Raw genomic sequence first — 21,926 nt, forward strand, 5'->3', positions numbered from 1 at the left:
TTGGGAGATGCGACTCCGATCGCTGCTGTAGGACAACGTCGGCGAGGTCGTCGGTGGGATCGATGTACGACGAGCTGGCGGAGGGGAACGTGCCCGAGATCTGGGCCGGAGTGGACATCGGCAAGACCCATCACCATGCGGTGGTGATCAACGCGGAGGGCAAGCGTCTGCTGTCCCGCCGAGTCCAGAACGACGAGACCGAGCTCCTCGCTCTGATCGGCGACGTCCTGGAGATATCGCGGGATGTGCTGTGGGCGGTGGATCTCAACCATGGTGGTGCCGCGCTGCTGATCGGCCTGCTGATCAGCCACGGCCAGCCGGTCGCCTACCTCACCGGCCTGGCGGTCCACCGTGCTTCCGCCACCTACCGCGGCGAGGGCAAGACGGACGCGAAGGACGCCTTCGTCATCGCCGACCAGGCTCGCGTTCGCCGTGACCTCGGCCTGCTGAGGCCCGGCGACGAGATCGCCGTCGACCTGCGCACCCTGACTACCCGTCGTCTGGACGCAGTCTTCGACCGCACTCGCCAGATCAACCGCCTGCGTGCCCAACTCCTGGAGATCTTCCCTGCGTTGGAGCGGTCCTTGGAGCTGACGAACCACGGTCCGGTGGTGCTGCTGACCGGCTTCCAGACCCCGGCGGCGATCCGTCGTGCGGGCGTGAACCGGATCGAGACGTGGCTTAAGAACCGCAGGGTCCGAGGTGCCGCCGCACTGGCGAAGACGGTGGTGGAGGCCGCCCAGGCTCAGCACACCGCGCTCCCCGGCGAGAAGCTGGCCGCTGCCATGGTGGTCCGCCTCGCGAAGGGGGTGATGGCCCTCGACGAGGAGATCTCCGAGCTCAACGCCCTCATCGAGGGCCGGTTTCGCGAGCATCCGCACGCCGAGGTGATCCGCAGCCTGCCCGGCATGGGGACCAAGCTCGCCGCAGAGTTCATCGCCGCGACCGGCGGCGACATGGACGCCTTCGCCAGCTCCGACCGCCTGGCCGGCTTCGCCGGCCTGGCCCCCAGGCCCCGCGACTCCGGCCGCGTCAGCGGCAACATGCGCAGACCCCGGCGCTATCACCGCGGGCTGCTGAGAACTATGTACCTGTCCGCGATGGTCAGCCTTCGATGCTGCCCCGCCTCCAAGGCGTACTACGACCGGAAGCGGAACGAGGGCAAGGGGCACAAGCAGGCGCTGCTGGCCCTCGCGCGCCGACGCCTCAACGTTCTGTGGGCGATGATCCGTGACGGAGAGTGCTTTCACGCTTCACCTCCCGTCACGGGAGCAGCTTGACAACATGATTGGGAAGTTCCTTGGATTCGGGCGGCCAGCTCGACCAGGCCGCGAAGGGTGCCGTACTCCCCCGAGGGGGTGGGCGGGATGTCGGACGGCGGGCGCGGGAGGGGATCGTCCCGGTCCAGCACGAGGGCCACGGCCAGGTCCGCGGCGGGCGGGCCGGTACGAAGCTCGCGGTACGCCGCCGTGGTGCGCTCGGAGCCGGTCAGCTCGACCCCGATCAGCACGACGCGGTCCAGCTCCTCGTCCTCCAGCAGCAGTTCCGCGGCGGCCAGCAGCTCATCGGCCGGGTCCGCCACGGTGGACAGGCAGAGCAGCGGCCCGGTGATGGCGAACTCCCGGCTGAGCCGGCCCAGGACCGCGTTGGCGGTGGACTGCATGAACAACAGCGGATTGTGCACCTGCCCGGCCACCAGCAGACGGCTGCCGAGGTCGAGGGTGGCGGCGTCCCCCATCGTGCTGGCCAGGGCCATGGCGGTACGGGCGCCGTCGCCCGGCCGGGCGGTCAGGCACCGCTCGACGGCCTGGTACACCATCGGGTTGAAGGCGGACTCCACGAAACCGGCGACCGGCGGCGCGGAGGGGCCGGACATCGCGGCGATCATGCTCGCTCCAGTACCAGCGCGGTGTTGGCGCCGCCGAACGCGGCGTTGACGGTGAGGGCACGCCGGAGCTCGGCCTTGTGGGGGCGGTTGGGCACATAGTCGAGGTCGCAGTGCGGATCCGGTTCGGTGAACCCGGCGGTGGGCGGCAGCACCCCGTCCCGCAGCGCGAGCAGGGTGATCACGAGTTCCACGACTCCGGACGCCTCCAGCAGATGTCCGGTGGTGCTCTTCGTCGAGCTCACCGGCGTCCGGGCGGCCGCCGCGCCGAAGAGCGTGCGCAAGCCCCGGGTCTCGGCGGGGTCGTTGTACCGGGTGGCGGTGCCATGCGCGTTCACATAGTCGATCCGCGGGCCGCCCGCACGCCGCAGGGCCCGGCCGGCGGCCATGGCCAGCCCGGCGCCTTCCGGATGGGGCCGGGCGACGTGGTGGGCGTCGCCCGCGGCGCCCCAGCCGGTCAGCGCGCCGAGCGCACGCGCTCCCCGGCGCCGGGCGCTCTCGGCGGATTCGAGCACGACGGCGCCGGCTCCGTCCCCGAGTAGCAGACCGCTGCGGTCGGCGCAGAACGGACGCACCATCCCGTCCCGGGAAAGGGCGAATCCCGAGTCGAACTTGGCCAGGTTCTCCTCCTCCACCAGATACGCCCCGGCGCAGATCGCGGTGTCGGCCCAGCCGGAGGCGATGAGCCGGCAGGCGTGCGTGATCGCGGTGGCAGAGGCGACGCACGCGCTGGTGAACGCCAGCCGGGGGCCGCGCAGGCCGAGGGTGTCCGCGAGGGTCTCGGCCTGCCACGCGGGCACGGTCTCCGCGGCGCCGCCGGAGTCCACCGCGCCGGGAGAGCCGGAAGACCCGGGAGAGCCGGAAGACTCAGAAGAGCCGGCAGCGCCAGGTGCGCCGGGTGCGTGCGCGGCGCGCCAGAAGCGGGTCAGACCGGTGAAGTCACCCGCGGTCCCCACCAGGACGGCGGCCTCGGCACCCGTCGGCAGCCCCGCCATGGCGACCGCCGCCCCGGCGACCTCGGCCAGCACCTCCCGCAGCGGAGCGGCCGGGCCGCCGGTGGCGGCCAGGCCCGTTCGGTACGGGCCGGTGTCGAAGCGGGTGATCGGTGCGAAGGCGGGCCGCCCGTCGAACACGCCCTCCCGCACGGCGTCCGCCCCGGTGCCGAAGGCCGTGCGCACCCCGAACCCGGTCAGCAGCACCTCACGGTCCATGAACGCCCGCCAGGTAGTCGGTGATCCGGCGGATCGAGGTGAATTCGGCGAGGAACGCGTCGGCCGGCTCGATCTCCAGGCCGTAGCGCAGCTCCAGTTGGTGCAGGAACCACACCAGCCCCAACGAGTCCAGGGCGAGTTCGGCGTCGTCGTCCAGGCCGGGTGGCAGATCGGCGAAGATCTTGGGGTCGGACAGCAGTTCCCGGACGGCGTCGGTGGTGATCCTCGGCCGGGCTTCGGATTCCGCGGTCATGCCGTGGCGCCCCGCTCCACGACATCGTTGATCAGGTCGCCCAGGTTCATCGCGCCGGCCTGCTCGATGTCGCTGTCGGGGAACTTCACATCGAACCGGCGCTCCAGGCGCAGGAGCAGTTCGATCAGGCCCAGTGAGTCGATGTCGATTCCACCGGTGCCCATGGGGCTGTCATCGCTGATCTCGTCCGCGGCGAGCGGATGGTTCATCTCCTCGCTGATCGTGCTGAGCACGAAATCGCGGATCTCCTTCTGCAAGGCCGTCTGCGTCTCCATGGTGCGCAACCTTTCTGTGCCACAGGGGGTCGATGCGGGGTGGTCGGCAAGGGGCGGTCAGCCGGGTCAGCGGTCGGGAGCGCGGGCGAGCAGGGCTTCGCGGCGCCTGACCAGCTTGCCGTTGGAGGTGCGGGGCAGATCCGCCAGGACGTGCACGACGCGGGGCACCTTGTAGTCGGCCAGCCGGTCCCGGCACCAGCGCAGCAACTCCCCCGCCGAGGGGCCGTCCGCCGCGGCCGAGACATAGGCTTCGGTGGCACCGGCGTGCACGACCACGGCCCCGCTGACCCCGGGGTGGCGGCGCAGTACGGCCTCCACCTCGGTCAGGTCGACCTTGAGGCCGCCGATGACCACCAGGGAGTCGCCACGGCCCAGCAGCCGTACGGCGCCGGAGGGATCGAGCTCGGCCCGGTCATGGGTGCGCAGCCAGCCGTCGGCGAACCGGTCGCCGCCGGAAGCGTGCAGATACGGTGAGCCGTCCGGCAGCCGGACGTCCAGTTCGCCCTCGTGGATCCTCAAGAGCACACCGGGCGCCGCCGGGCCGACCGAGGGCCTCGAGGCGCCGCTCACCTCCATCGCGATGACGCCCGTCTCGGTGGTCCCGTACGACTCGCCGACCCCGGTGCCGAACCGTTCGGCAAACCGCGCGGCGGTCTGCGGCGGCATGATCTCCCCACCGGAGACCGCCGCGCGCAGCGCGGGCAGGGCGGGCAGGTCCCGGGCGGTGCTCAGGAGTTCGTAGTGGAACGGGGTACCGAAGATCACGTGGACGTCGTGGCGCGCGGCGGCGCCGAGGATGTCCTTGGCCGACACCCGTGGCGCGAAGACCGCCGAGACGCCCGCGGCGAGGGAGTGCAGCACCCCGGCGATCAGGCCGAAACTGTGCGCGGTCGAGCTCAGCAGCAGCACCCGCTCGCCCAGGACCGGCATCCCCTCGATCCGGGTGAACCGCTCGATCTCGGCCGACAGGGAGGCCGCGGTCCGCCCGATCACCTTGGGCAGCCCGGTGGAACCCGAGCTGAACTGCACCAGCCGGTGCCCGGTCGTCGCCGGTCGGCCGTCCGGGTACCGGGAGGTGACCACCTCGTACCTGGGCTCGAACTTGAGCGGTGAGCGGCCCGCCGTACCCGCGGCGACCAGGAACTGCGGGTGGCACAGCGAGCGCAGGGCGTCCACTTCGGACGGTTTGAGCCGGTGGTCGACCAGCATCACCTGGGCGCCCAGCCGCCACAGCGCGAGCAGCACCTCTATCTGGGTGCAGCTCGGCGGGCTCTGGAGCATCACCGTATGCCCCTCGCCGATGCCGTGCCCGGCGAAGACCGCCGCCTCCATGTCCACGGCGGCCCGGACCTCGCCACGGCTCACCGGATGGTCGCCGTGGACGAGGTAGGGCAGCTCGTCGGGATGGGCGTCGAACAGCGTGTCGAGGAGCTCCCGCATCCGTGCGCTCATCAGTGTTCCTTGCAGAACTCGCCGATGGGGAAGCCCACATGACGCTGGTCCGTGGCCAGGTAGCCGAGCAGCTCGTCGCCGCGGCGCAGCTCGGTGACGTTGTGGACCTTGCCGCCGGGCCCGAGCACCCGCACATGCCAGTCGTCCTGGACGGTCAGGCTCACCACGGTGTCGTCGGCGGCCCGCGCGGTGATGGTCAGCAGCGGACGGGACTCCAGCTTGGCCCGGCCGACCGTGACCGGCCGGGTCCGGCCCTCGGAGTTGACGGCCAGGGTCGTGCTGCCCGAGCCCAGCTCGCTCAGGTAGTTGGTCCGGTTCTCCGGGCCGAGCACATAGGAGTGCAGGGCGCCGGCGTTGACCCGGAACGGGCGGGTCGGCATGTACGGCAGCGGATGGGTCTCGCTGCAGCACAGGATGAAGCCGGTCGAGTACGAGCCGACCAGGATGCCCTCGTCCTCGGCGAAGTGGGTGCAGGTGTCCACGCACACCCGGTCGCCGAGCCCGTGGTGCTCGATGCCGTCGACGGTCAGCGTGGTCAGCTCCAGCGGGGAGGTTCCGGCCTCCAGCAGCCGGGCCAGCGCGAACACCTCACCGGCGTCGGAGGGCGCCAACAGGACTCCGTCCGAGCCGCGTTCGAGCACGTCCAGCACGGTGGCGGCCTCGTCCAGGTCCGCGCAGACGGTGATCAGCTTTCCGGCGGAGCGGTCCGCGGCGGCGAGCACGATCTCCAGGGGGATCTTGGTCGGGTCGGCGAAGCGGACCACGGTGTGGGGCAGCGCGACCGCCGCCGCGCACGCCAGCCGCAGCGACGGTTCGTCGTGCACATCGACCCAGGCCGCGTCGGCGTCGAGGTTGTACAGCTGCTTCTCCTCGGTCACCGCCGCGGTGGTGACGGCGGTGACGGTGGGGGGCAGCGCCTTGAGGACGGATTCGTCATCGCAGAGCACGCCCTGCATCCGGGTGTGGATGGCGGCGTCCACGACGGACTCGAGCCGGGCCTGCGGAACGGTGCGGAGGTCGATCCATGCGAACTTCATGCGGCTCCTGTCGCGATCGTCGAGGGGTGGGGGGTCGTTCCGGCTTCGGCGGCGTGCACCACGGCGGCGAGCCGTGCCACCAGCGAGGAGGGTGAGGGCGAGGAGAAGATCCGGCGGCCCACCGCGAGGCCCCGGCAGCCCGCGAGCATCAATGACGTCCCATGGCTGACCAGGTCCGAGCCGTCGGGCGGGCCACCGGCGGCGAGGATCGGCAGCGGACAGCTGTTCACCACCTCGGCCATCCGCTCCATCGGCAGGGCGACCGAGGTCTTCACGAGGTCGGCGCCGAGATCCGCGGCGATGTTGACGGCATGGGCGAGCAGCGCCGGGTCGTGCGGATCGGCGATCCGCGGCCCCCTCGGGTAGATCATCGCGAGCAGCGGCATGTTCCAGAGGTCGCACGAGGCCGCGACGGTCCCGAGGTCCTTCAGTTGCCGGTGCTCGGTGTCCGAGCCGAGGTTCACATGCACGCTCACCGCGTCCGCGCCCAGCCGTACGGCCTCTTCCACGTCGCCGACGAGCACCTTGGCGTCGGTGTCGGCCGCGTGCACGGTGCCCGCGCTCAAGTGAACCACCAGGGCGCAGTGGCGCAGGATGTCCGGCGCGATCGCCCGCGCCCGGCCCTTGTGGACGACGACCGCGTCCGCGCCGCCGTCCACCAGTGCCCGGAGCAGCCCGTTCCAGCGGGCCTGGGACACCACCGGCCCATCGGACACACTGTGGTCGAGCGGGACGAAAAGATATCTTCCGTCCCCCGCGACCGAGAGCCTCCGCATCCGGAATGATTTACCAATATCGGTCATGTGCCAGGCACACCTCTCCCAAGGGGGCGAACCACGCAGAGGATTGCGGAGACAGAATGGCACGGCTATGCAATAGCGAGCGGATATCGAATCTCCATAACTCTGCGGTTATGCGGCTCTGAGGAATTTCTGAGAATGCTCTGACAGGCTGTCCGACGGCTATTCCGCCGGAGCCGAAACCGCGTTTTCCAGGAGGCTGGTTTGACCGCCTTGACCGACCCGGTTCGCATCTCGATCGCCTGTCACGGCGGACGTGGTCACACCGCCAGGCTGGGTGAGGCCGTACGGACCGGCGCCAGCCGGGTTCCGCACACCGAGGTCACCTCTGTCCAGGTCGACCGGATCACCGATCAGGAATGGCATCGGCTGGACGACGCCGACGCGATCATCTTCGGTGCCCCGACCTATATGGGCACGGCCTCATCGGCCTTCCACACCTTCGCGGAGGCGAGCGCCAGGCGCTGGCTCACCCGCCGCTGGCAGGACAAACTGGCCGCCGGATTCACCAACTCCGGCTCGATGGCCGGGGACAAGGCCGGCACCCTGGGCTATTTCGCCACCTTCGCCGCCCAGCACGGCATGCTCTGGGTCAGCCTCGGCCTGGCACCCGGCTGGAACTCCTCCTCCGGCAGCGAGTTCGACCTGAACCGGCTCGGTTTCCACCAGGGCGCCGCCGCGCAGTCCCCCGTGGACGACAGAACGGGGACGGTGCACAAATCCGACCTCGCCACCGCGGAACACCTCGGGCACCGGGTCGCGGAGCTCACCCGGACCGTCGTCGCGGGCAGACGAGCGCTGGAGTCGTGAGCCACCGGCCCGCCGCGCCGACCGCGGCCGGGGACGAGGACCGTGCCGTGGCGGCCCCCGCCCGGCAGTGGTGGACCGTGGCCGTGGCGGTCCTGGCGCAGACGCTGGTCCTGCTGGACAACACGGTCCTCAACGTGGCGTTGGAGACCCTCGCCGATCCGGTCCACGGGCTCGGGGCGAGCGCGGCGGATCTGGCGTGGGCCAACGCCTCGTACTCGCTGGTCTTCGCCGCGGGCAGCTTCGCCGGTGGCGCCCTCGCCGACCGCTACGGACCGCGCCGCACCCTGGTCGCCGGGCTGGTGCTGCTGGCCGGTGCCTCCTCGCTGGCCGCGTTCTCGGACGGGGCCACGGAGCTGATCGTCACCCGCGGCTTCATGGGCGCGGGCGGGGCGCTGATCACACCGGCGACGCTGGCGATCGTCACCCGCGGTACCGCGCCGGCCGACCGGACCCGGGCGATCGCGGTCTGGGCCTCCGCGGGCGGCGCCGCCGTCGCGCTCGGACCGGTGGTGGGCGGTGCGCTGCTGACCCGGTTCTGGTGGGGCTCGGTGTTCCTGGTCAACCTTCCGGTGGTGGCGGTGTGCCTGGCCGGCGCGGCTCTCCTGGTACCCGAGCTGCGGTACGCCGAGCGCAGGGTGCTCGACCCGCTGGGCCTGGCGCTCTCCGTACTGGGGCTGGGCCTTGTGGTGTACGGCGTCATCCGGGGCGGCCGCCCGTCCGGCTGGACGAGCCCGGCCGCACTGCTGCCCATGGCGCTCGGCCTCGTCCTGCTGGCGGCGTTCGTGGTGTCGCAGAGCCGCCGGGCGGTGCCGGGCTTCGATGTGCGCCTGTTCACCGAGGCGCGCTTCGCGGGCGGCAGCGTGACCCTGCTGCTGCTCTTCTTCGGCCTGGCGGGGCAGCTCTTCTACTGCGCCTTCTATCTGCAGGGGGTGCACGGACTGTCGACGCTGGCCGCCGGGGCCGTGATGTCGGCCGCCGCGGGCGGCATCGTCCTCGGCAACCAGGTCTCCCCCGCGCTGTCCCGGCTGCTGACCGTCCGCTGGTGCGCGGTCGCCGGGATACTCCTGTCGAGCGCCACCTTCGGCGGCTATCTGCTCTTCGACGCGGACACCCCGGTGGCCTGGATCGCCGGGACGCTGTTCGCGCAGGGCGTCGGTATCGGGCTGGTGGTCGCGCCGATGACGGCGGAGATGATGGCCGCCCTGCCACCGCGGTTCACCGGCGCCGGCGCGGCGATCAACGCCGCGGCCCGGCCGGTGGGCAGCACGCTCGGGGTCGCGGTGCTCGGCTCGGTCCTCGCCACCGCCTATCGCGGGGCCGTCCGGCCCGCGCTCACCGATCTGCCTCCCGGGCCACGGGAGAAGGCCCTGGACTCCGCGGAGGCCGCCCGGGCGGTGGCGAGGTCGCTGGACCGGCCCGGGCTCCTCGCCGCGGCGGACCGGGCCTATCTGCACGCCATGTACGTCACCGCCGCGTGGACGGCGCTGCTGTCCCTGGCCGGTGCCGTCCTCGTCATCGGATATTTCCGGCCGCGACCATCAACGACGGAGGCAGGAAGTGGATATGGGGCTGCGCCATCTTCGAATCGTGCTCACCGTGGCTGAATCGGGCAGCATCAGCCATGCGGCCGCCACCTTGAAGATCGCCCAATCCGGCCTGTCCACCCAGCTCAGACGCATCGAGCAGGAATTCGGCGGGCCGCTGTTCCGCCGCCGCCCGAACGGCGTGGTGCCGACCGAGCTCGGCGTCCATGTACTGGGGAGGGCGCGGCAGTTGCTCGACGAGTTCGGCGATCTGCTCTCCACGGCGCGGGCACTGGCCCAGCCGGCCGAGCCGCCGCGGGCCGTCGGGCTGGGCGGAGTGGACAACCCCTGGGTGCCCCTGATCGCCGCGCTCGTCCGGGAGCGGCTGCCGCACCATGAGCAGCTGACCTATCTGGAGCCCTCGTCCCAGGCCGTGCTGGAGCTGCTGCGCACCGAGAAGATCGCGCTCGGGGTCATCAGCGAGTTCCCGGACGTCGTGCCGCCCGCGGTCCGTGAGTTCGCCGTCCGCGACCTCGACACCGAGCCGGTGCTGATCGGGCTGTCGCCCGGCCACCGGCTGGCCCACCGGCAGCTGATCGCCCTCGAGGAGTTGGCCGAGGACACCTGGGTCGCGCCCGGCGACCGCTCCGACGGTCTCGGCCTGAGCCTGAGGATCGCCTGCGAGCGCGCGGGGTTCACCCCCCGGTTCCGCTACTTCGGCGCCGACCAGACGACCGCGGCGGCCATCGTGAGCGCGGGGAACGCGATCGGGGCCTTCTTCGCACCGGGCGACCACTGCCCGGGGGTCTCGTTGAAACGGCTGGCGAACGGCCGGCTGTGGCGCCGGACACGGCTGGTGTGGGACGCCGAGTCGCCGCTTGCCGGGCTCGCCGAGGACCTCGACGGCGGCGCGCTCGACTGGCGCCGGCCGTACGCCTCGTGAGCCCGGCCGCGGACCGGACCCGACGGGCTCAGCCCCCGGGAACGTCGGGCCGTCTGCCTCCGACGGAGAGACACGACGCGATCGTCCGCTGCCGCGGAACCGTCTCCCCCACCCGCGCCGCCGGCAGCTCCACGGTGAACAGCGCACCGTGCCCCGGCCGTCCCTCGGCGGTGATCCGCCCCCCATGGCTTTCGACCACCTCGCGGGCCAGCGCCAGTCCGAGCCCGAACCGTCTGCCGTGGCCGGCGGAACCCCTGGCGAACCGCTCGAAGAGGCGCGCGGCCTCCTCCGGTGCGAACCCCACTCCGGTGTCGCGTACGGACAGCGACACGATGCCGGGAAGTGGGGTGTCCACGGACACCGTCACCTCCCCGCCGGGCGGGGTGTGCCCCATCGCGTTGTCGACCAGCGCGGCGATCACCCGGCGCAGGGCGGGGGCGGTGCCCACCACCACATGCCGCCCCGGCCCGGGCCGCAGCCGCACGGCCAGCCCCATCTCCTGGGCCCGGGCGTCCTCGGCGGAGACGGCCTCCTCGGCGAGCGCGGTCAGGTCGACCGGATCGCGGGATCCCGGCGACTGCGACAGCCGCGCGGACAGCAGCAGGTCGTCGATGACGTCGCCGAGCTGCCGGGTCCCGGTCACCAGGCGCTGGAGGTCGGTGGCCAGCTGCTGCGGGGTCTCCGTGCCGGAGCGCCGGGCCAGCAGCTGGGCGCGGGTGTGCAGCTGGGTCAGCGGGGTGCGCAGTTCATGGCTGGCGTCCGCGACGAACCGCCGCTGCCGGTCCAGTGCCTCGGAGAGGGGCTCCATCGACCGTCGCGCGAGCATGCCGCTGGCGGCCGCGACGAGCAGCAGACCGACCGCCTCGGCCGCCGCGAAGGCGAGCAGCAGATGGTTGCGGTCGGCGCGCTGGAACCGTTCCCCGTACGCCGCCTGGACGAGCTCCGAGCCACGCCGGGCGGTGCGCACCGTGTACTGCTCACCGCCTCGCTCCACCCGTTCCAGCACCGGAGGAGCGCCCGCGCGGACCGCGCCCAGGCTGGATCTCACGGGCAGTCCGGCGGGGGCGCCGGGGGTGCTGCTGACCACTCCGTCCCGCTCCACGGTCATCCACACACAGACCGGCGGGCTCTCGACGGTGTTGTGGTCGATGCCCCACTGGGTTTCCCGCTCCGCGTCGGCGCGCTGGGCGAACAGCACGACGGTGTAGACGATGCCGCCGACGATCAGCATGATCACCGACATCACCAGCGAGATCCGCCAGGTGATCGTCCACTGGGCGGCGGCGAGCCTGCGCTGCTCCGGGCTCCGCGCCGTGCGGCGCGGGAAACGGATCGGCATCGCGTTCACAGGGCCCCCAACTGGTAGCCGCGTCCCCGCACGGTGCGGACGACGTCGCGGCCCAGTTTCCGCCGCAGGTAGTAGACATAGGTGTCGACTATGGACTCCGCCGAGGTGTCGGGGAAGACACGCTCGCGGAGGTGTGCCCGCTCGTGCACGGTCCGGGGGCCTTCGGCGAGCGCGTGGAGCAGGCCGAATTCCCGCAGGGAGAGTTCGACGCCCGTACCGTCGGCCAGCCGCACCTCGCGGCGCCGGAGGTCCAGCTCCCCGTCGCCGAGCGGAAGGACTTCGGCGTCGACGAGGTCGCGCCGGTGCAGCGCCCGCACCCGCGCCAGGAGTTCGTCCACTTCGAAGGGTTTGACCAGATAGTCGTCCGCGCCGGAGTCGAGGCCGGTGACACGCTCGTCGAGTGCGCCCAGCGCGGTCAGCACCAGCACCCGGGTGGTGACACCGACCCTTCGTAATCGTTTCACCAGGTCCAGTCCCTCGATGCCCGGAAGCATCCGGTCGATGACCATCACCTGATGTCGTCGTCCCAGAGCGAGATGAAGCCCCCGTTGGCCATCGAATGCCACATCGACGTCGTAACCCTCTGAATTGAACAATTCGGCCAGCATGTCTGCGGTTTCCCGGTCGTCCTCGACCAGTAACAGCCGTGTCTGATCCGCAGTCGACCGGTCTATATCGGCTGGGTAGATCATTCGCTCATCTTGACCCAATCCGCGTCGGTACGACGTCAGGGGTGCGAAACAGGGTCGTGAAGGCGCCGGAAACGGCTCTCCGGCAGTACCCGCGCCGCGGGTGCGGACCGGGCGCCGACGCGGCTCAGGACGCTGTCGAGAACAGCTTCCAGACCGGGGAGAAGACCCTCGGCGGACCTCAGATCGGCGAGGGCCGCGACAACCAGGTCGGCCGTGTGACCCGCCCCGCGGCGCCGTCCCGCGAGCACCGCGCCCACGATGGAGTCCCGCTGCCGGGCCAGCCAGCGCGCGGCGGACTCGTCGCCGTCGAGGGCGGGGAGCGGGCAGCGGGTGTGCGACGACGGCATCCGGGTGCCGTGCCGCGGGCCGGGGCTGATCCGTTCGCAGGCCCGGCCGTACCAGGTCAGCAGCTCGCGGAGGACGGCACGGCCGACCGGCTCCTCGGCCTCGGCCACCTCCCGGGCCAGCGCCCGCACCAGGTCGTTGAGGTGGTACCGGCCGGGGCTCGGGGAGGTCAGCAGCCGGGCGTCGACCAGCCGTTCCAGGGTGTCCTGGGCCTGCTGGACCCGGCAGTTCAGCATGACCGCCACCGGCTCGGGGCCGACATCGGCGGCGCCCAGGACGCCCAGGGCGCGGAAGGCGGCGTCCGGGGCCGGGCCCGACGGAGGGCCGAGGTGGGCGGAGTGGGCGCGCAGCGCGGCGTACTGGGAGCGCAGTCCGGTGCCCACGGTGAGATCGCCGACACGTAACTCGTCGAGTAATCGGCCGGATGAGGTGAGCCGTTCGGCCATGTCGTCGAGCGACCACTGCTCCCGGGTCAGACAGCGCGCACCGGCTATGCGGAGCGCCAGCGGCAGCCCGGCGCAGACGGAGGCTATGCGCCGGGCCGCGAACGGCTCCTCCCGCACCCGCTGATGACCGACGACGCCGCCCAGCAACTCCAGTGACGCGTCCTCGGGGAGCGGCCTCACCGTGAAGGTGTACGCCCCCTCCAGATCCGCGAGATGGCCGCGGCTGGTGATGATCAGCCGGCTGCCGCCGCTCCCCGGGATCAGGCTGCGGACCTGGGCGGCGTCATGGGCGTCGTCGAGGACGACGAGCATCCTGCGGTCGGCGATCAACGACCGGTACAGATAAACCCGTTCGGCCAGGCCCTGGGGAACGGCCGATCGGCGCAGCCCGAGATCCGTCAGGAACCGGGCCAGTACGTCGGCGGGAGAGGCCGGCCGGCCGGCCGCGTCCCGCAGTTCGGCGAAGAGCTGGCCGTCCTGGAATGTGTCGCGCAGGCCATGGGCCAGGTGCAGGGCCAGGGCGCTCTTGCCGACGCCGGGCCCGCCGGTGAGGGCCACGATCACCGCGCTGCCGGGGTCCGACGCCGGGGAGCACACCAGGGAACGGAGCGCCGCGGCCTCATCGGCCCGTCCGGCGAAGGCCGTGGGAGCCACCGGCAGCTGTGCCGGCCGCGGCCGGTTCCGGGAGGGCCGGGCGACGGTCAGGCGCCTCTCGTGCCCGGTGGAGGGCCGCGGCTCGTCGTCGCTCAGCACCCGCTGCTGCATGCGTCTCAGCTCGGGCCCGGGTTCGGCGCCCAACTGGTCGATCAGCAGGGCGCGGCTGCGCTGGAAGACCTGGAGGGCCTCGGCCTGCTGCCCCGAGCGGGACAGGGCCAGCATCAGGCGGGCCGCCATCGGTTCGTCCAGCGGGTTCTGCAGGACCAGCCGCCACAGTTCGGGAAGCATGCCGTGGTGCCGGCCGAGTTCCAGCTCGACGTCGATCCGCTTGGCGACGGTCTGCCTGCGCAGCTCCTGAAGGTGGCGCACCTCGACGTCGCACAGGGTGGACGAGGGGATGTCCAGCAGTGGTTCGTCCCGCCACAGCGACAGGGCCCGGTTCAGTTCATCGGCGCCGGTGGACAGGTCGCCGGAGGAGATGGCGGATTCGCCGGCCCGGCGGTGCGCGGCGAACCGGCCGAGATCGCTTTCGTACTCGTCCAGTTCGATGAGATATCCCGGGGAGCGGGTCACGATCCGCCGGCCCACCTGGTGGCCGAGCACCTGTCTCAGCCGCATCACATAGGTGCGCAGGGTGGCCGGGGCACTGGATGGCGGAAATCCGTCCCACAGAAAGTGCGAGAGGCGGTCGGTGGACACGACACGGTTGCCGTTGAGCAGCAGCGCGGCGAGGAGAACGCGCTGCCGCGCCGCCGGAACGGTCAACTGACGGCCCTCGACGTTGATGACGAGAGGACCGAGAAGCGCGAAGTCCACAACTACCTCATTCGGACGTCGAGTAGACCTCACCACGCTCTTCGCAGCGTGGCCTCAATGAGGCTAAACCATGACTCAAGCCAAAACACCGGCAGAAAACCTAGTGTCCCGGGTCAGGGATTTCAGCCGTGGAGAGAGGAGGTGAGGGCCTTCAGGGGAACTCGACGATGTCTTCCGAGGAGTGCGGAGGTGAGGCGATAGGCGTCGACGAAGGCCCGGCCACCGGTGTTCCGCCGCAGAAACTCCGCCACGTCCGGTGCTTCGGGAGCGTCGTCCCTGGCGAGCAGTTTCCCGGCGCGGTCGATGAATTCGCCCAGCAGGTCCATGCGGAACGACTGACCGCTGCCCTTGCCGAGAGCCGCGATGAAGTACAGGCGCATCCCGAGGCGTACGGCGTCCGTGGATCCGCGGGTGCCGAACTCGTCCGCGAGCCCGGCGACCGTGTGCCGGTGGTCGACTCCATGACGGCTGGAGCGTACGACGCCGTCGAGCGGCACTCTGCTGAGACCGAGGCGATGGGTGTCGGCGCCGAGCGCGCCGAAGATCTTCTGCAGGAGGATGTAGTCCTCGGTCAGCTCGCGGTCGTGAACGAGAACGATCTCGTCGTACCGCTCCAGCATCGGCACCAGGTCACGCAGCGCGCAGCCCAGGTAGTTGGGGTGCCCGGTGGCCGAGGTGACGGCGCGCAGGGGCAGGCCCTGGGCGGTGGCATCGAGATAGACGGGGCCTCCGTCGCGGCGGGCGTCCAGGCACAGACCGCGCTTGGCGAGATACTCGACCACCTCCTCGAGCCCCGCCCTGGGCGGCATGGTCCGGGTGATGCCCGGGTCGTACAGCCCCAGCCAGTCATAGTGGCCGCGCCAGATCTCCAGCACGCGCCGGCTCACCGGATGCGTCCAGCCGGTCTCCTCGACGGCGCGGACGTACGGCTGGAGCGCCCCGTCCGGTGGCGGCGACGGCTGCGCCTGAAAGGCGGTGTAGAGACGGCCGACATCGTCCTCCGTGCACCGGGACGGGTCGATGTCCGGGCAGGCGCGGTCCAGGTACTCCCAGAAGCCCGCGGTCTGCCGGGTGATGTTGAAGGCGGTGTGGTTGTAGAGGTAGTCGGCATCGGTCAGCGATCGGGTGGCGCGGTACATGACGTCCACCCACAGCAGGCCCTTGAGGTGGCTGAGGCCCAGCGCCTTGGTGGGGGTCACGGTGACCGGGGCGATCAGCACCCTGGGGCGGCGCGGGGAACCGTCCACCGCCACCGGGCCCGTGCCGCCGTGCGGCCCGGCGGCGGGTCGTCGGGGCGCGGCCATGCTCACTTCCGCACGCCGTGGACGAGGAACACCCGCTCGACGTCCGGGACATGGCGCGGGTGGACGGGGTCGGGCCACCGTCCGTAGTGCGCGGATTCCTCGCCCGGCTGCACCGCTTCCGCCTCGATGCCGTACTCGGCGAAGAGCGCTTCCGGCTCGTCGTGCCCGGACAGCCAGGGGCAGCCCTGGCGCTCGAAGACCTCGAGCAGCGGCGCGACGGCGGGGGCGGTGAGGGTGGTGGCGCTGACCATGTCCGCGGCTATCCGGCTGCCGGGGGCGGCCAGGTCCGCGACACGGGAGAGAAGCCGCCGGGCCTCGGCGTCGGTGAGGTAGTACAGCAGTCCTTCGAGCAACCACAGGGAGGGCCGTTCCGGACGGTAGCCGGCCGTGACGAGGGCGTCCGTCCAGTCCGGGCCGAGCAGGTCGACGCCGATCGGACGTCTGGTGACCCGCTGGTGCACCGGCTCGTCGCCGAGGGCCGACTCCTTCGCCTCCAGGACGCCCGGACGGTCCAGTTCGAAGAGCTCGATCGCCCGGGGCCAGGGCAGCCGGTAGGCGCGGGTGTCCATGCCCGCGGCCACCATGACCACCTGGGGATATCCGCCGTCCTTCACCTGGGTGAGCAGATAGTCGTCGAAGTACCGGGTCCGGATCGCGTTGAAGTCGACGGTGCTCGGCACCTTCTGCCCGGGGACGTCTCGTCCGGGGGCGCCCTGTCCGGGACCGGTGGGGCGGGGCCCGCTCGCATCGGCGACCTGGCCGAGCAGGTCGCCTCCGAGGGCGCCCACGAGCCGGGCGGCCAATGGGTCCTCGTAGAGGCGGTCCGGCCGCTCGGTCTCCTTGGCGCGCAGTGCCGCCGTCAGCAGGGACGTCCGGGCGATCGCGTCCAGTGGTGCCATGTGCGTGCTCCTTGTACGAGGGATGAGGAGGAGGGCCGGGCAAGTGGCCGCGGGGCGCCTCAGCTGCCGAGCAGGCGCTGCCAGGCGGCGGCGTCGTGCTGGAAGACCCGGTCCTTGACCTGGGCCGGACGGGTTCCGGCGGCGACCCTGTGCTGCCAGTCGCGGGCGAAGGCGTCCGGCGCCACGCGGTGGATCTCGGGGGCGTCCAGCCGGCCCGTGCCACGCGCCGACCGGTAGCCGGGGGCGGCGGCGCTCAGCGCCGCGTCGACCGCACGTCCCAAGGCCGCGGTCTCCCGGTCCGACCAGGGAAGGAACGGCTCCAGCGCGAAGGCGTACCGCGGCCGCGCGACGCCCTGTGCCGGTCCCGCGCCCGCGGGATCCCCGCCGGTCCCGGCCGCCGGGGCGTCGGCCACCCGGCAGGTGGCGTTGCGCACCTCGAGCCCGGTGGCCGCGAGCGCCGAGCGCAGGGCGGTCACCACATGGGACTCGCGCAACCGCTCGCCGACGGCGTCCGAGAGGGTGCGCCGGCCGGCGTACTCGACCCGCGGGATGTCCCCGACGCGGTCGACCACCCGCACCACATCACCGAGCGCGTACCGGTACAGGCCGCCGACGTGGCTGATGACGGCGTGGTACTCACGACCGGTCTCCAGCTCGTGGAACAGCTGGGTGGCGGAGTCGGGCCGGAGATCCTCGTCGGCGTCGACGAACTCCAGCAGCCCGCCGGTGATCGCCGGTGATCCGGCCGTCAGATGACGGTCGAGGGCGACTGCCACGAAGCCCTCCGACGCCGCCACCGGGGCGGGCAGCGCGGTGACCCGGGGCCCGAACGCCTCCCGCAGCCGCGGCAGATAGAGCGAGGCCAGGCCGGTGGTCCAGCAGAACAGCAGTTCCATCCGGGGCCAGACGTGTGTCGGCAGCAGCCCTCCCGCGCGCTCCGCCGACCTCTCCAGCAGGCGGGCGCGGCCGGGGTCGGGGGTGCCGCCGGGGTGCCCGTCGATCGTGCCGTCGTACAGATCCTTGACCAACCGGGGCCACCACTGGACGAGTTGGTGCGGCACCGCGGCGACCATGGCCGGGTTGATACCGATGACGCACCGCACATCATGCTCGATCGCGGCACGCAGCCGCACATAGCCGCGCTGCAGGTGGTCCGCGGGGTCCACGAAGTCCGGCAGGGTGCTCCAGGGGGCCCGGCTGCCGGGCTCAGCCGCGAGGGGTTCGCCGAACGCCTGGCCGAAGTCGACCTGGCTGGCGCCCAGATGCGGCTGTCCGGAACGGGTGGTGCCGACGGCGGGGGCCGGGTCGTGTTTGAGGTTGAGCGTGGCGTCCGCCCGGTGGACGGCCTCGGGGAAGTGCTCGACGAAGTTGGCCCATGCCGCGTAGTAGAAGGGGAAGAAGGAGGTGCGCATGAACTGCCGGGTGATCGGGATCTGTTTGCTGTCCCCGGTGCTGCCGCTGCTCTTGAAGAAGACCACGGCGGGATCCGCGCTGAGTACGTGTCGTCGCCCGGCGGCGGCCGACTCGATCCAGGGGGCGAGCGAGGCGTAGTCGGCGATGGGGACCGCCGCGCGGTACTCGTCCACGCCGCCGCAGCGGGAGAAGCCGTGTGCCTTCCCGAATTCGGTGTCCGCGTTCTCACGCAGCATGCCGCGCAGCGCGTCGTCCTGGGATTCCCGCGCGTCGTCCAGCGCCGCCCACAGCCGGTCGCGCTCGCCCAGCACCCTGCTCCGGTAGGCGGAGAACGTTCCGCCCGCCGCGCCGGCCGTCTCCGCCGCCTCAGCCATGTGCACCGTTCCTCACAGCCCTCTCCACGAGATCCACGGCCCCCTCGACACCATCGGACTGGCCGAGGGTGATGACGTTCAGCCCGGCCAGCTCCTTCCTCATCACATCGCCCAGATCAGCCTGAAAGCGCGTGAACGACTCCTCGGTGGGCTTCTCGCCGTAGTGCTCCATCGGATTCGCGTCCGCTCCCCAGCCGCTCCGCTCCCAGGCGACGGCGGGCTCCACATCGAGGTAGACGACCTGGTCGGGCGGCGGGAAGGACCGCCACCAGGAGAACAGCGACGGGTTGTCGTAGCCGAGGAGGGAGCACTTGGCCAGGAGTTTGTAGTGGTAGGAGTCCACGATCACCGGCCGGTCCGGCGGGGCGTCCGCCACCCGGTCGCGCAGATGCACCGCCGCGATCTGCACCAGGGTGAGAAAGAGATCCGGGGAGTAGCGCCCCGCGGGCGCCCGCAGCGCCTCGGTGAGGAATTCGTCGCGCACCCTGCCGATGAGCGAGTACACCGGGTCCAGCAGCGCCTCGTCGTACGAGACGACCGTCCAGGTCCCCCGCTCGGCGAGACGCTCCAGCACCGAGGACTTTCCGGAGTAGTCGGGCCCCAGCAGGACCGTTGATCGCGGCCTCACCCGGCGGGCCTCCCCTCGGCGGTGGTGCCGGGTTCCGGGCCCCCTTCGGGAGGCAGCGCGCGAGCCGTACGCGTTTCAGGCATTAGTTTTTCCTTCGCTCGTTCACTTGGATTTACCGAGTATCCGAGCGCGATGTATCGCCTCGATAGCGCCATGTGCGGCGACACGTCACGGGGCGGGCGCACCGGTCGTGGGCGTACGTCAGGAAACCCGGCCCCCGCCGCCGAGGGAGAGTCCCGCGCAGGCGCGCAGCCGGCCGGGGCCGGTGGCCTCCGGACCGTCGCCGGAGGTGTCCGCGTCCGCGTCGGGGACGACCCGGAGCATGCCGAAGGGGCCGTCCGACGGGTCGAGTTGCGGTACGTGGTGGATCGTCAGTTGCGTGTGCTCGTCGATCAGCTTCGTGATGACGGCCTCGGCGAGGACATGGTGAACGTGGACGAGGTAGGCGGCCAGGGACACCCGCGTCGTGACGGCGTACAGCCGCGCCCGGCGGACCGGTGCGTGGGCGTCGCGTTCCGGGGAGGGGGCCGCCGCGGGCACCTCCAGCCGGGCGGGGAGGGCGGGCAGCTCCGCCGTGGGGAAGAGTCTGAGCAGCCGGCGAAGTGGCGACCGCTCCCCCGAGTCATCGGGCGCCGTCCACGCCATGGAGCCGTCCCGGCTGATGTGGTGGAAGCCGAACCGGGTGGCGAGGTTCGCCGGGTTTCCGGTCAGGAACACGGTCCTGGTGTAGGCCCGGAGCCACTCCTCGCGCAGGGTGTCGGGAAGGCTCAGGGCGTAGCCCAGCACCGATTCCGCGTAGATCCGGGGTTCGAACCGGCGCAGTACGACGGTCACGGTCGTCGTCGCCGACGCGGCCTCCGCGGCGATCTCCGCCATCCGTTCCGCGGTGAGCGGCTGGGCGTCCAGCGCCTCCGTGTCACGTCCCGTGCGTGCGACGCGGATCCTGGAGGCGAGCTGGGTCTGGAGAAACTGTTGGGTAAACATACGCAACTTCTCTCTGGCGCGGGACCGTCGCGCGATGGCGCCATTCCTTTGACCATCCGGGGTGGGTCCACCGAGTGTTCAAAGGACCTCTATCGTCCCGATAGCGCGGACCGTGTCAGCTCCGCACGACGCCGCGCAGGAGCAGGTCGATGAGCCGGGTGGCCAGGTCGCGCCGGTCCTCACCGGCGGCCATGAGGCTGATCCCGCCGAGGGCCATCAGCACGTCCTGGGCGTCTGCTTCCGGCCGCGCCGCCGGCCGGCCCTCCCCGGACGACAGCAGGTGGTCGATCGCCCCGGCGAGCAGAGCCCTGGTCTGCAGGCGCTCGCCGTCGTCGGTCAGCACCACTCTCAGCGCGTCGGCCATCCCGCCCTTGGCGGCCATGAAGTCGATGAAGCGCTCCATCCAGGTCCGCAGCGCGTCCACCGGTGGCAGTGTGGCGGCCAGGTGCGGCGCCGCCTCGCACAGGCGCCGCACTTCCTGCCGGTAGACCGCCTCGACCAGGAGTTCCTTGGACGGGAACCGGCGGTAGAGCGTGCCGACGCCGACACCGGCCTCGCGGGCGATGTCCTTGACCGAGGCCCCCGCGCCCTCACGGGCGAACACGGCCGCCGCCGTCTCCAGCAGCCGGTCCTCGTTGCGTTGCGCGTCGGCGCGCAGCGGCCTGCGGTGCCCCGCCGCGTTCCCCTCGGTGCCGGTCAATCCGGGTCCCCTCTCGCCATCACTTGCAACCGGAACCAGTTCCGCTTACCGTCGGGAAGTGAACCGGAACCCGTTCCGGATACGAGCGTACGACGGCCCGCGGCCACCGCGCACCGGCCGCGCGCTCGCACCCCTCCTGCCACCACCTCCCTGGAGCGCGCCATGACCGGCCACCTCATCACCACCCCCTTCGGAGCCCGGACGACCGCCGCCGAGGTCCTGGACGGCGTCGACCTCACCGGCGAGCGCGCCCTCGTCACCGGAGCGGCCTCCGGCATCGGACGCGAAACCGCACGCGTCCTGGCCGCCGCCGGTGCCGAGGTCACCATCGGCGTCCGCGGCCCGGCGGCGGGTGGGCGGGCCGCCGAGGAGATCTCCCCGGCGAACGGCCCGGGAACGGTGCGCGCCGCCCCGCTCGACCTCGCCGACCAGGGCTCGGTGCGCGCCTTCGTGGACGCTTGGCGTGGGCCGTTGCACATCCTGGTCCTCAACGCCGGTGTGATGGCCTCGCCACTCCAGCGGACGAAGGAGGGCTGGGAGACGCAGTTCGCCACCAATCACCTCGGCCACTTCGCCCTCGCCACCGGTCTGCACGGCGCCCTGGCGGCGGCCCGTGGCGCACGTGTGGTCGCGGTCAGCTCGGTCGGCCACGTCAACGGCGATGTGCTCTTCGACGACATCAACTTCGAGCGGCACCCCTACGACCCATGGGCGGCCTACAGCCAGTCCAAGACCGCCAATGTGCTGTTCGCCGTCGAGGCGAGCCGCCGCTGGGCATCGGACCTGATCGCCGTCAACGCCCTCAACCCCGGCCGCATCACGAGCACCCGGCTCGGCCGCCACATCGGGGACATCTCCCACAGCCCCGCCTCGTTCGACCCCTCCAGCACCGATGTGTCCTGGAAGAACATCGAGCAGGGGGCCGCGACCTCCGTACTGCTCGCCGCCTCCCCGCTGACCGAGGGCGTGACCGGCCGGTACTTCGAGGACTGTGCCGAGGCCGGACCCCATCAGCCCGGTGTCCGGCGCGGAGTGGCCGCCCACGCGCTGGACGCGCACCGCGCGGCCCGCCTGTGGCGGATCTCCCGCGACATGCTCGCAGCCACCGCCTGACCACACCGTGCCCCATGG

General features: G+C 71.7%; 21 protein-coding genes. 5 read left to right on the plus strand and 16 right to left on the minus strand.

The features are described 5' to 3' along the window. The first annotated feature begins 62 nt into the window (after nt 1-62). Nucleotides 63-1,280 (plus strand): IS110 family RNA-guided transposase, encoded by a 1,218-nt coding sequence (locus LIV37_RS03020; protein ID WP_254807086.1) that lies wholly within the window; start codon nt 63-65, stop codon nt 1,278-1,280. On the opposite strand, the gene LIV37_RS03025 is transcribed toward LIV37_RS03020, so the two are convergent. The 7 genes from LIV37_RS03025 to LIV37_RS03055 all read right to left on the minus strand — a co-directional run bounded on the left by LIV37_RS03025 (nt 1,247) and on the right by LIV37_RS03055 (nt 6,916). Continuing rightward, the gene (locus tag LIV37_RS03025; protein ID WP_020865620.1) at nt 1,247-1,888 is read right to left on the minus strand and encodes a hypothetical protein; all 642 of its coding nucleotides are present in this window, start codon (nt 1,886-1,888) and stop codon (nt 1,247-1,249) included. The genes LIV37_RS03020 and LIV37_RS03025 overlap by 34 nt on opposite strands. Further along, the gene (locus LIV37_RS03030; RefSeq protein ID WP_020865621.1) at nt 1,885-3,096 is read right to left on the minus strand and encodes a beta-ketoacyl-[acyl-carrier-protein] synthase family protein; all 1,212 of its coding nucleotides are present in this window, start codon (nt 3,094-3,096) and stop codon (nt 1,885-1,887) included. The genes LIV37_RS03025 and LIV37_RS03030 overlap by 4 nt, the downstream gene beginning before the upstream one ends. Further along, nucleotides 3,086-3,349 carry a phosphopantetheine-binding protein gene (locus tag LIV37_RS03035; protein ID WP_020865622.1) on the minus strand — a complete coding sequence of 88 codons (264 nt, stop codon included), beginning with the start codon at nt 3,347-3,349 and terminating at the stop codon, nt 3,086-3,088. The genes LIV37_RS03030 and LIV37_RS03035 overlap by 11 nt, the downstream gene beginning before the upstream one ends. Then, nucleotides 3,346-3,624 carry a phosphopantetheine-binding protein gene (locus tag LIV37_RS03040; protein ID WP_020865623.1) on the minus strand — a complete coding sequence of 93 codons (279 nt, stop codon included), beginning with the start codon at nt 3,622-3,624 and terminating at the stop codon, nt 3,346-3,348. Before LIV37_RS03040 ends, LIV37_RS03035 begins: the two co-directional genes overlap by 4 nt. A 66-nt stretch (nt 3,625-3,690) precedes the next feature. Next, nucleotides 3,691-5,076, minus strand: a complete 1,386-nt coding sequence (locus tag LIV37_RS03045) for a class I adenylate-forming enzyme family protein (protein ID WP_020865624.1) — start codon at nt 5,074-5,076, stop codon at nt 3,691-3,693. Beyond that, nucleotides 5,076-6,113, minus strand: coding sequence for a 3-dehydroquinate synthase II family protein (locus LIV37_RS03050; RefSeq protein ID WP_020865625.1), 1,038 nt, complete (start codon nt 6,111-6,113; stop codon nt 5,076-5,078). The genes LIV37_RS03045 and LIV37_RS03050 overlap by 1 nt, the downstream gene beginning before the upstream one ends. Continuing rightward, nucleotides 6,110-6,916: a 2-amino-3,7-dideoxy-D-threo-hept-6-ulosonate synthase gene (locus LIV37_RS03055; protein ID WP_121825873.1), complete on the minus strand. Its 807-nt coding sequence runs from the start codon at nt 6,914-6,916 to the stop codon at nt 6,110-6,112. The genes LIV37_RS03050 and LIV37_RS03055 overlap by 4 nt, the downstream gene beginning before the upstream one ends. Before the next feature lie 210 nt (nt 6,917-7,126). Here LIV37_RS03055 and LIV37_RS03060 point away from each other — a divergent pair, with 210 nt between their 5' ends. The 3 genes from LIV37_RS03060 to LIV37_RS03070 are packed head-to-tail and all read left to right on the plus strand — an operon-like array spanning nt 7,127 to nt 10,189. After that, a complete protein-coding gene (locus LIV37_RS03060) occupies nt 7,127-7,723 on the plus strand; it encodes a flavodoxin family protein (RefSeq protein ID WP_185058049.1) in 597 nt (198 codons plus the stop codon). Next, complete coding sequence (locus LIV37_RS03065) at nt 7,720-9,327, plus strand: MFS transporter (protein ID WP_020865628.1); 1,608 nt, start codon at nt 7,720-7,722, stop codon at nt 9,325-9,327. The genes LIV37_RS03060 and LIV37_RS03065 overlap by 4 nt, the downstream gene beginning before the upstream one ends. Continuing rightward, nucleotides 9,320-10,189 carry a LysR family transcriptional regulator gene (locus LIV37_RS03070; protein ID WP_158634950.1) on the plus strand — a complete coding sequence of 290 codons (870 nt, stop codon included), beginning with the start codon at nt 9,320-9,322 and terminating at the stop codon, nt 10,187-10,189. Before LIV37_RS03065 ends, LIV37_RS03070 begins: the two co-directional genes overlap by 8 nt. 28 nt (nt 10,190-10,217) lie before the next feature. Here LIV37_RS03070 and LIV37_RS03075 read toward each other — a convergent pair whose 3' ends face one another. From LIV37_RS03075 to LIV37_RS03115, 9 genes are all read right to left on the minus strand, one after another. Next, a complete protein-coding gene (locus tag LIV37_RS03075; RefSeq protein WP_121826265.1) occupies nt 10,218-11,528 on the minus strand; it encodes a sensor histidine kinase in 1,311 nt (436 codons plus the stop codon). Nucleotides 11,529-11,533: 5 nt separating this feature from the next. Continuing rightward, nucleotides 11,534-12,229, minus strand: a complete 696-nt coding sequence (locus LIV37_RS03080; protein WP_121825871.1) for a response regulator transcription factor — start codon at nt 12,227-12,229, stop codon at nt 11,534-11,536. 35 nt (nt 12,230-12,264) lie between these two features. Next, nucleotides 12,265-14,493, minus strand: coding sequence for an AfsR/SARP family transcriptional regulator (locus LIV37_RS03085; RefSeq protein ID WP_020865632.1), 2,229 nt, complete (start codon nt 14,491-14,493; stop codon nt 12,265-12,267). Nucleotides 14,494-14,615: 122 nt separating this feature from the next. Next, a complete protein-coding gene (locus LIV37_RS03090) occupies nt 14,616-15,797 on the minus strand; it encodes a hypothetical protein (RefSeq protein WP_020865633.1) in 1,182 nt (393 codons plus the stop codon). A gap of 2 nt (nt 15,798-15,799) precedes the next feature. After that, nucleotides 15,800-16,696, minus strand: coding sequence for a class I SAM-dependent methyltransferase (locus tag LIV37_RS03095; protein WP_020865634.1), 897 nt, complete (start codon nt 16,694-16,696; stop codon nt 15,800-15,802). Between the two features lie 59 nt (nt 16,697-16,755). Continuing rightward, entirely contained in the window at nt 16,756-18,483 is a 1,728-nt protein-coding gene (locus LIV37_RS03100; protein WP_020865635.1) for a GH3 family acyl-acid amido synthetase, read from the minus strand. Beyond that, complete coding sequence (locus LIV37_RS03105) at nt 18,476-19,111, minus strand: hypothetical protein (protein ID WP_148717880.1); 636 nt, start codon at nt 19,109-19,111, stop codon at nt 18,476-18,478. The genes LIV37_RS03100 and LIV37_RS03105 overlap by 8 nt, the downstream gene beginning before the upstream one ends. A gap of 201 nt (nt 19,112-19,312) precedes the next feature. Beyond that, complete coding sequence (locus LIV37_RS03110) at nt 19,313-20,095, minus strand: DUF6182 family protein (RefSeq protein ID WP_020865637.1); 783 nt, start codon at nt 20,093-20,095, stop codon at nt 19,313-19,315. A gap of 115 nt (nt 20,096-20,210) precedes the next feature. Further along, nucleotides 20,211-20,795, minus strand: coding sequence for a TetR/AcrR family transcriptional regulator (locus LIV37_RS03115; RefSeq protein ID WP_020865638.1), 585 nt, complete (start codon nt 20,793-20,795; stop codon nt 20,211-20,213). Between the two features lie 162 nt (nt 20,796-20,957). Here LIV37_RS03115 and LIV37_RS03120 point away from each other — a divergent pair, with 162 nt between their 5' ends. Further along, on the plus strand, nt 20,958-21,908 hold the full coding sequence (locus LIV37_RS03120; protein ID WP_020865639.1) for an SDR family NAD(P)-dependent oxidoreductase: 951 nt from the start codon (nt 20,958-20,960) through the stop codon (nt 21,906-21,908). The last annotated feature ends 18 nt before the right edge of the window (nt 21,909-21,926 follow it).

Source organism: Streptomyces rapamycinicus NRRL 5491 (genome assembly GCF_024298965.1).
GTDB lineage: Bacteria > Actinomycetota > Actinomycetes > Streptomycetales > Streptomycetaceae > Streptomyces > Streptomyces rapamycinicus.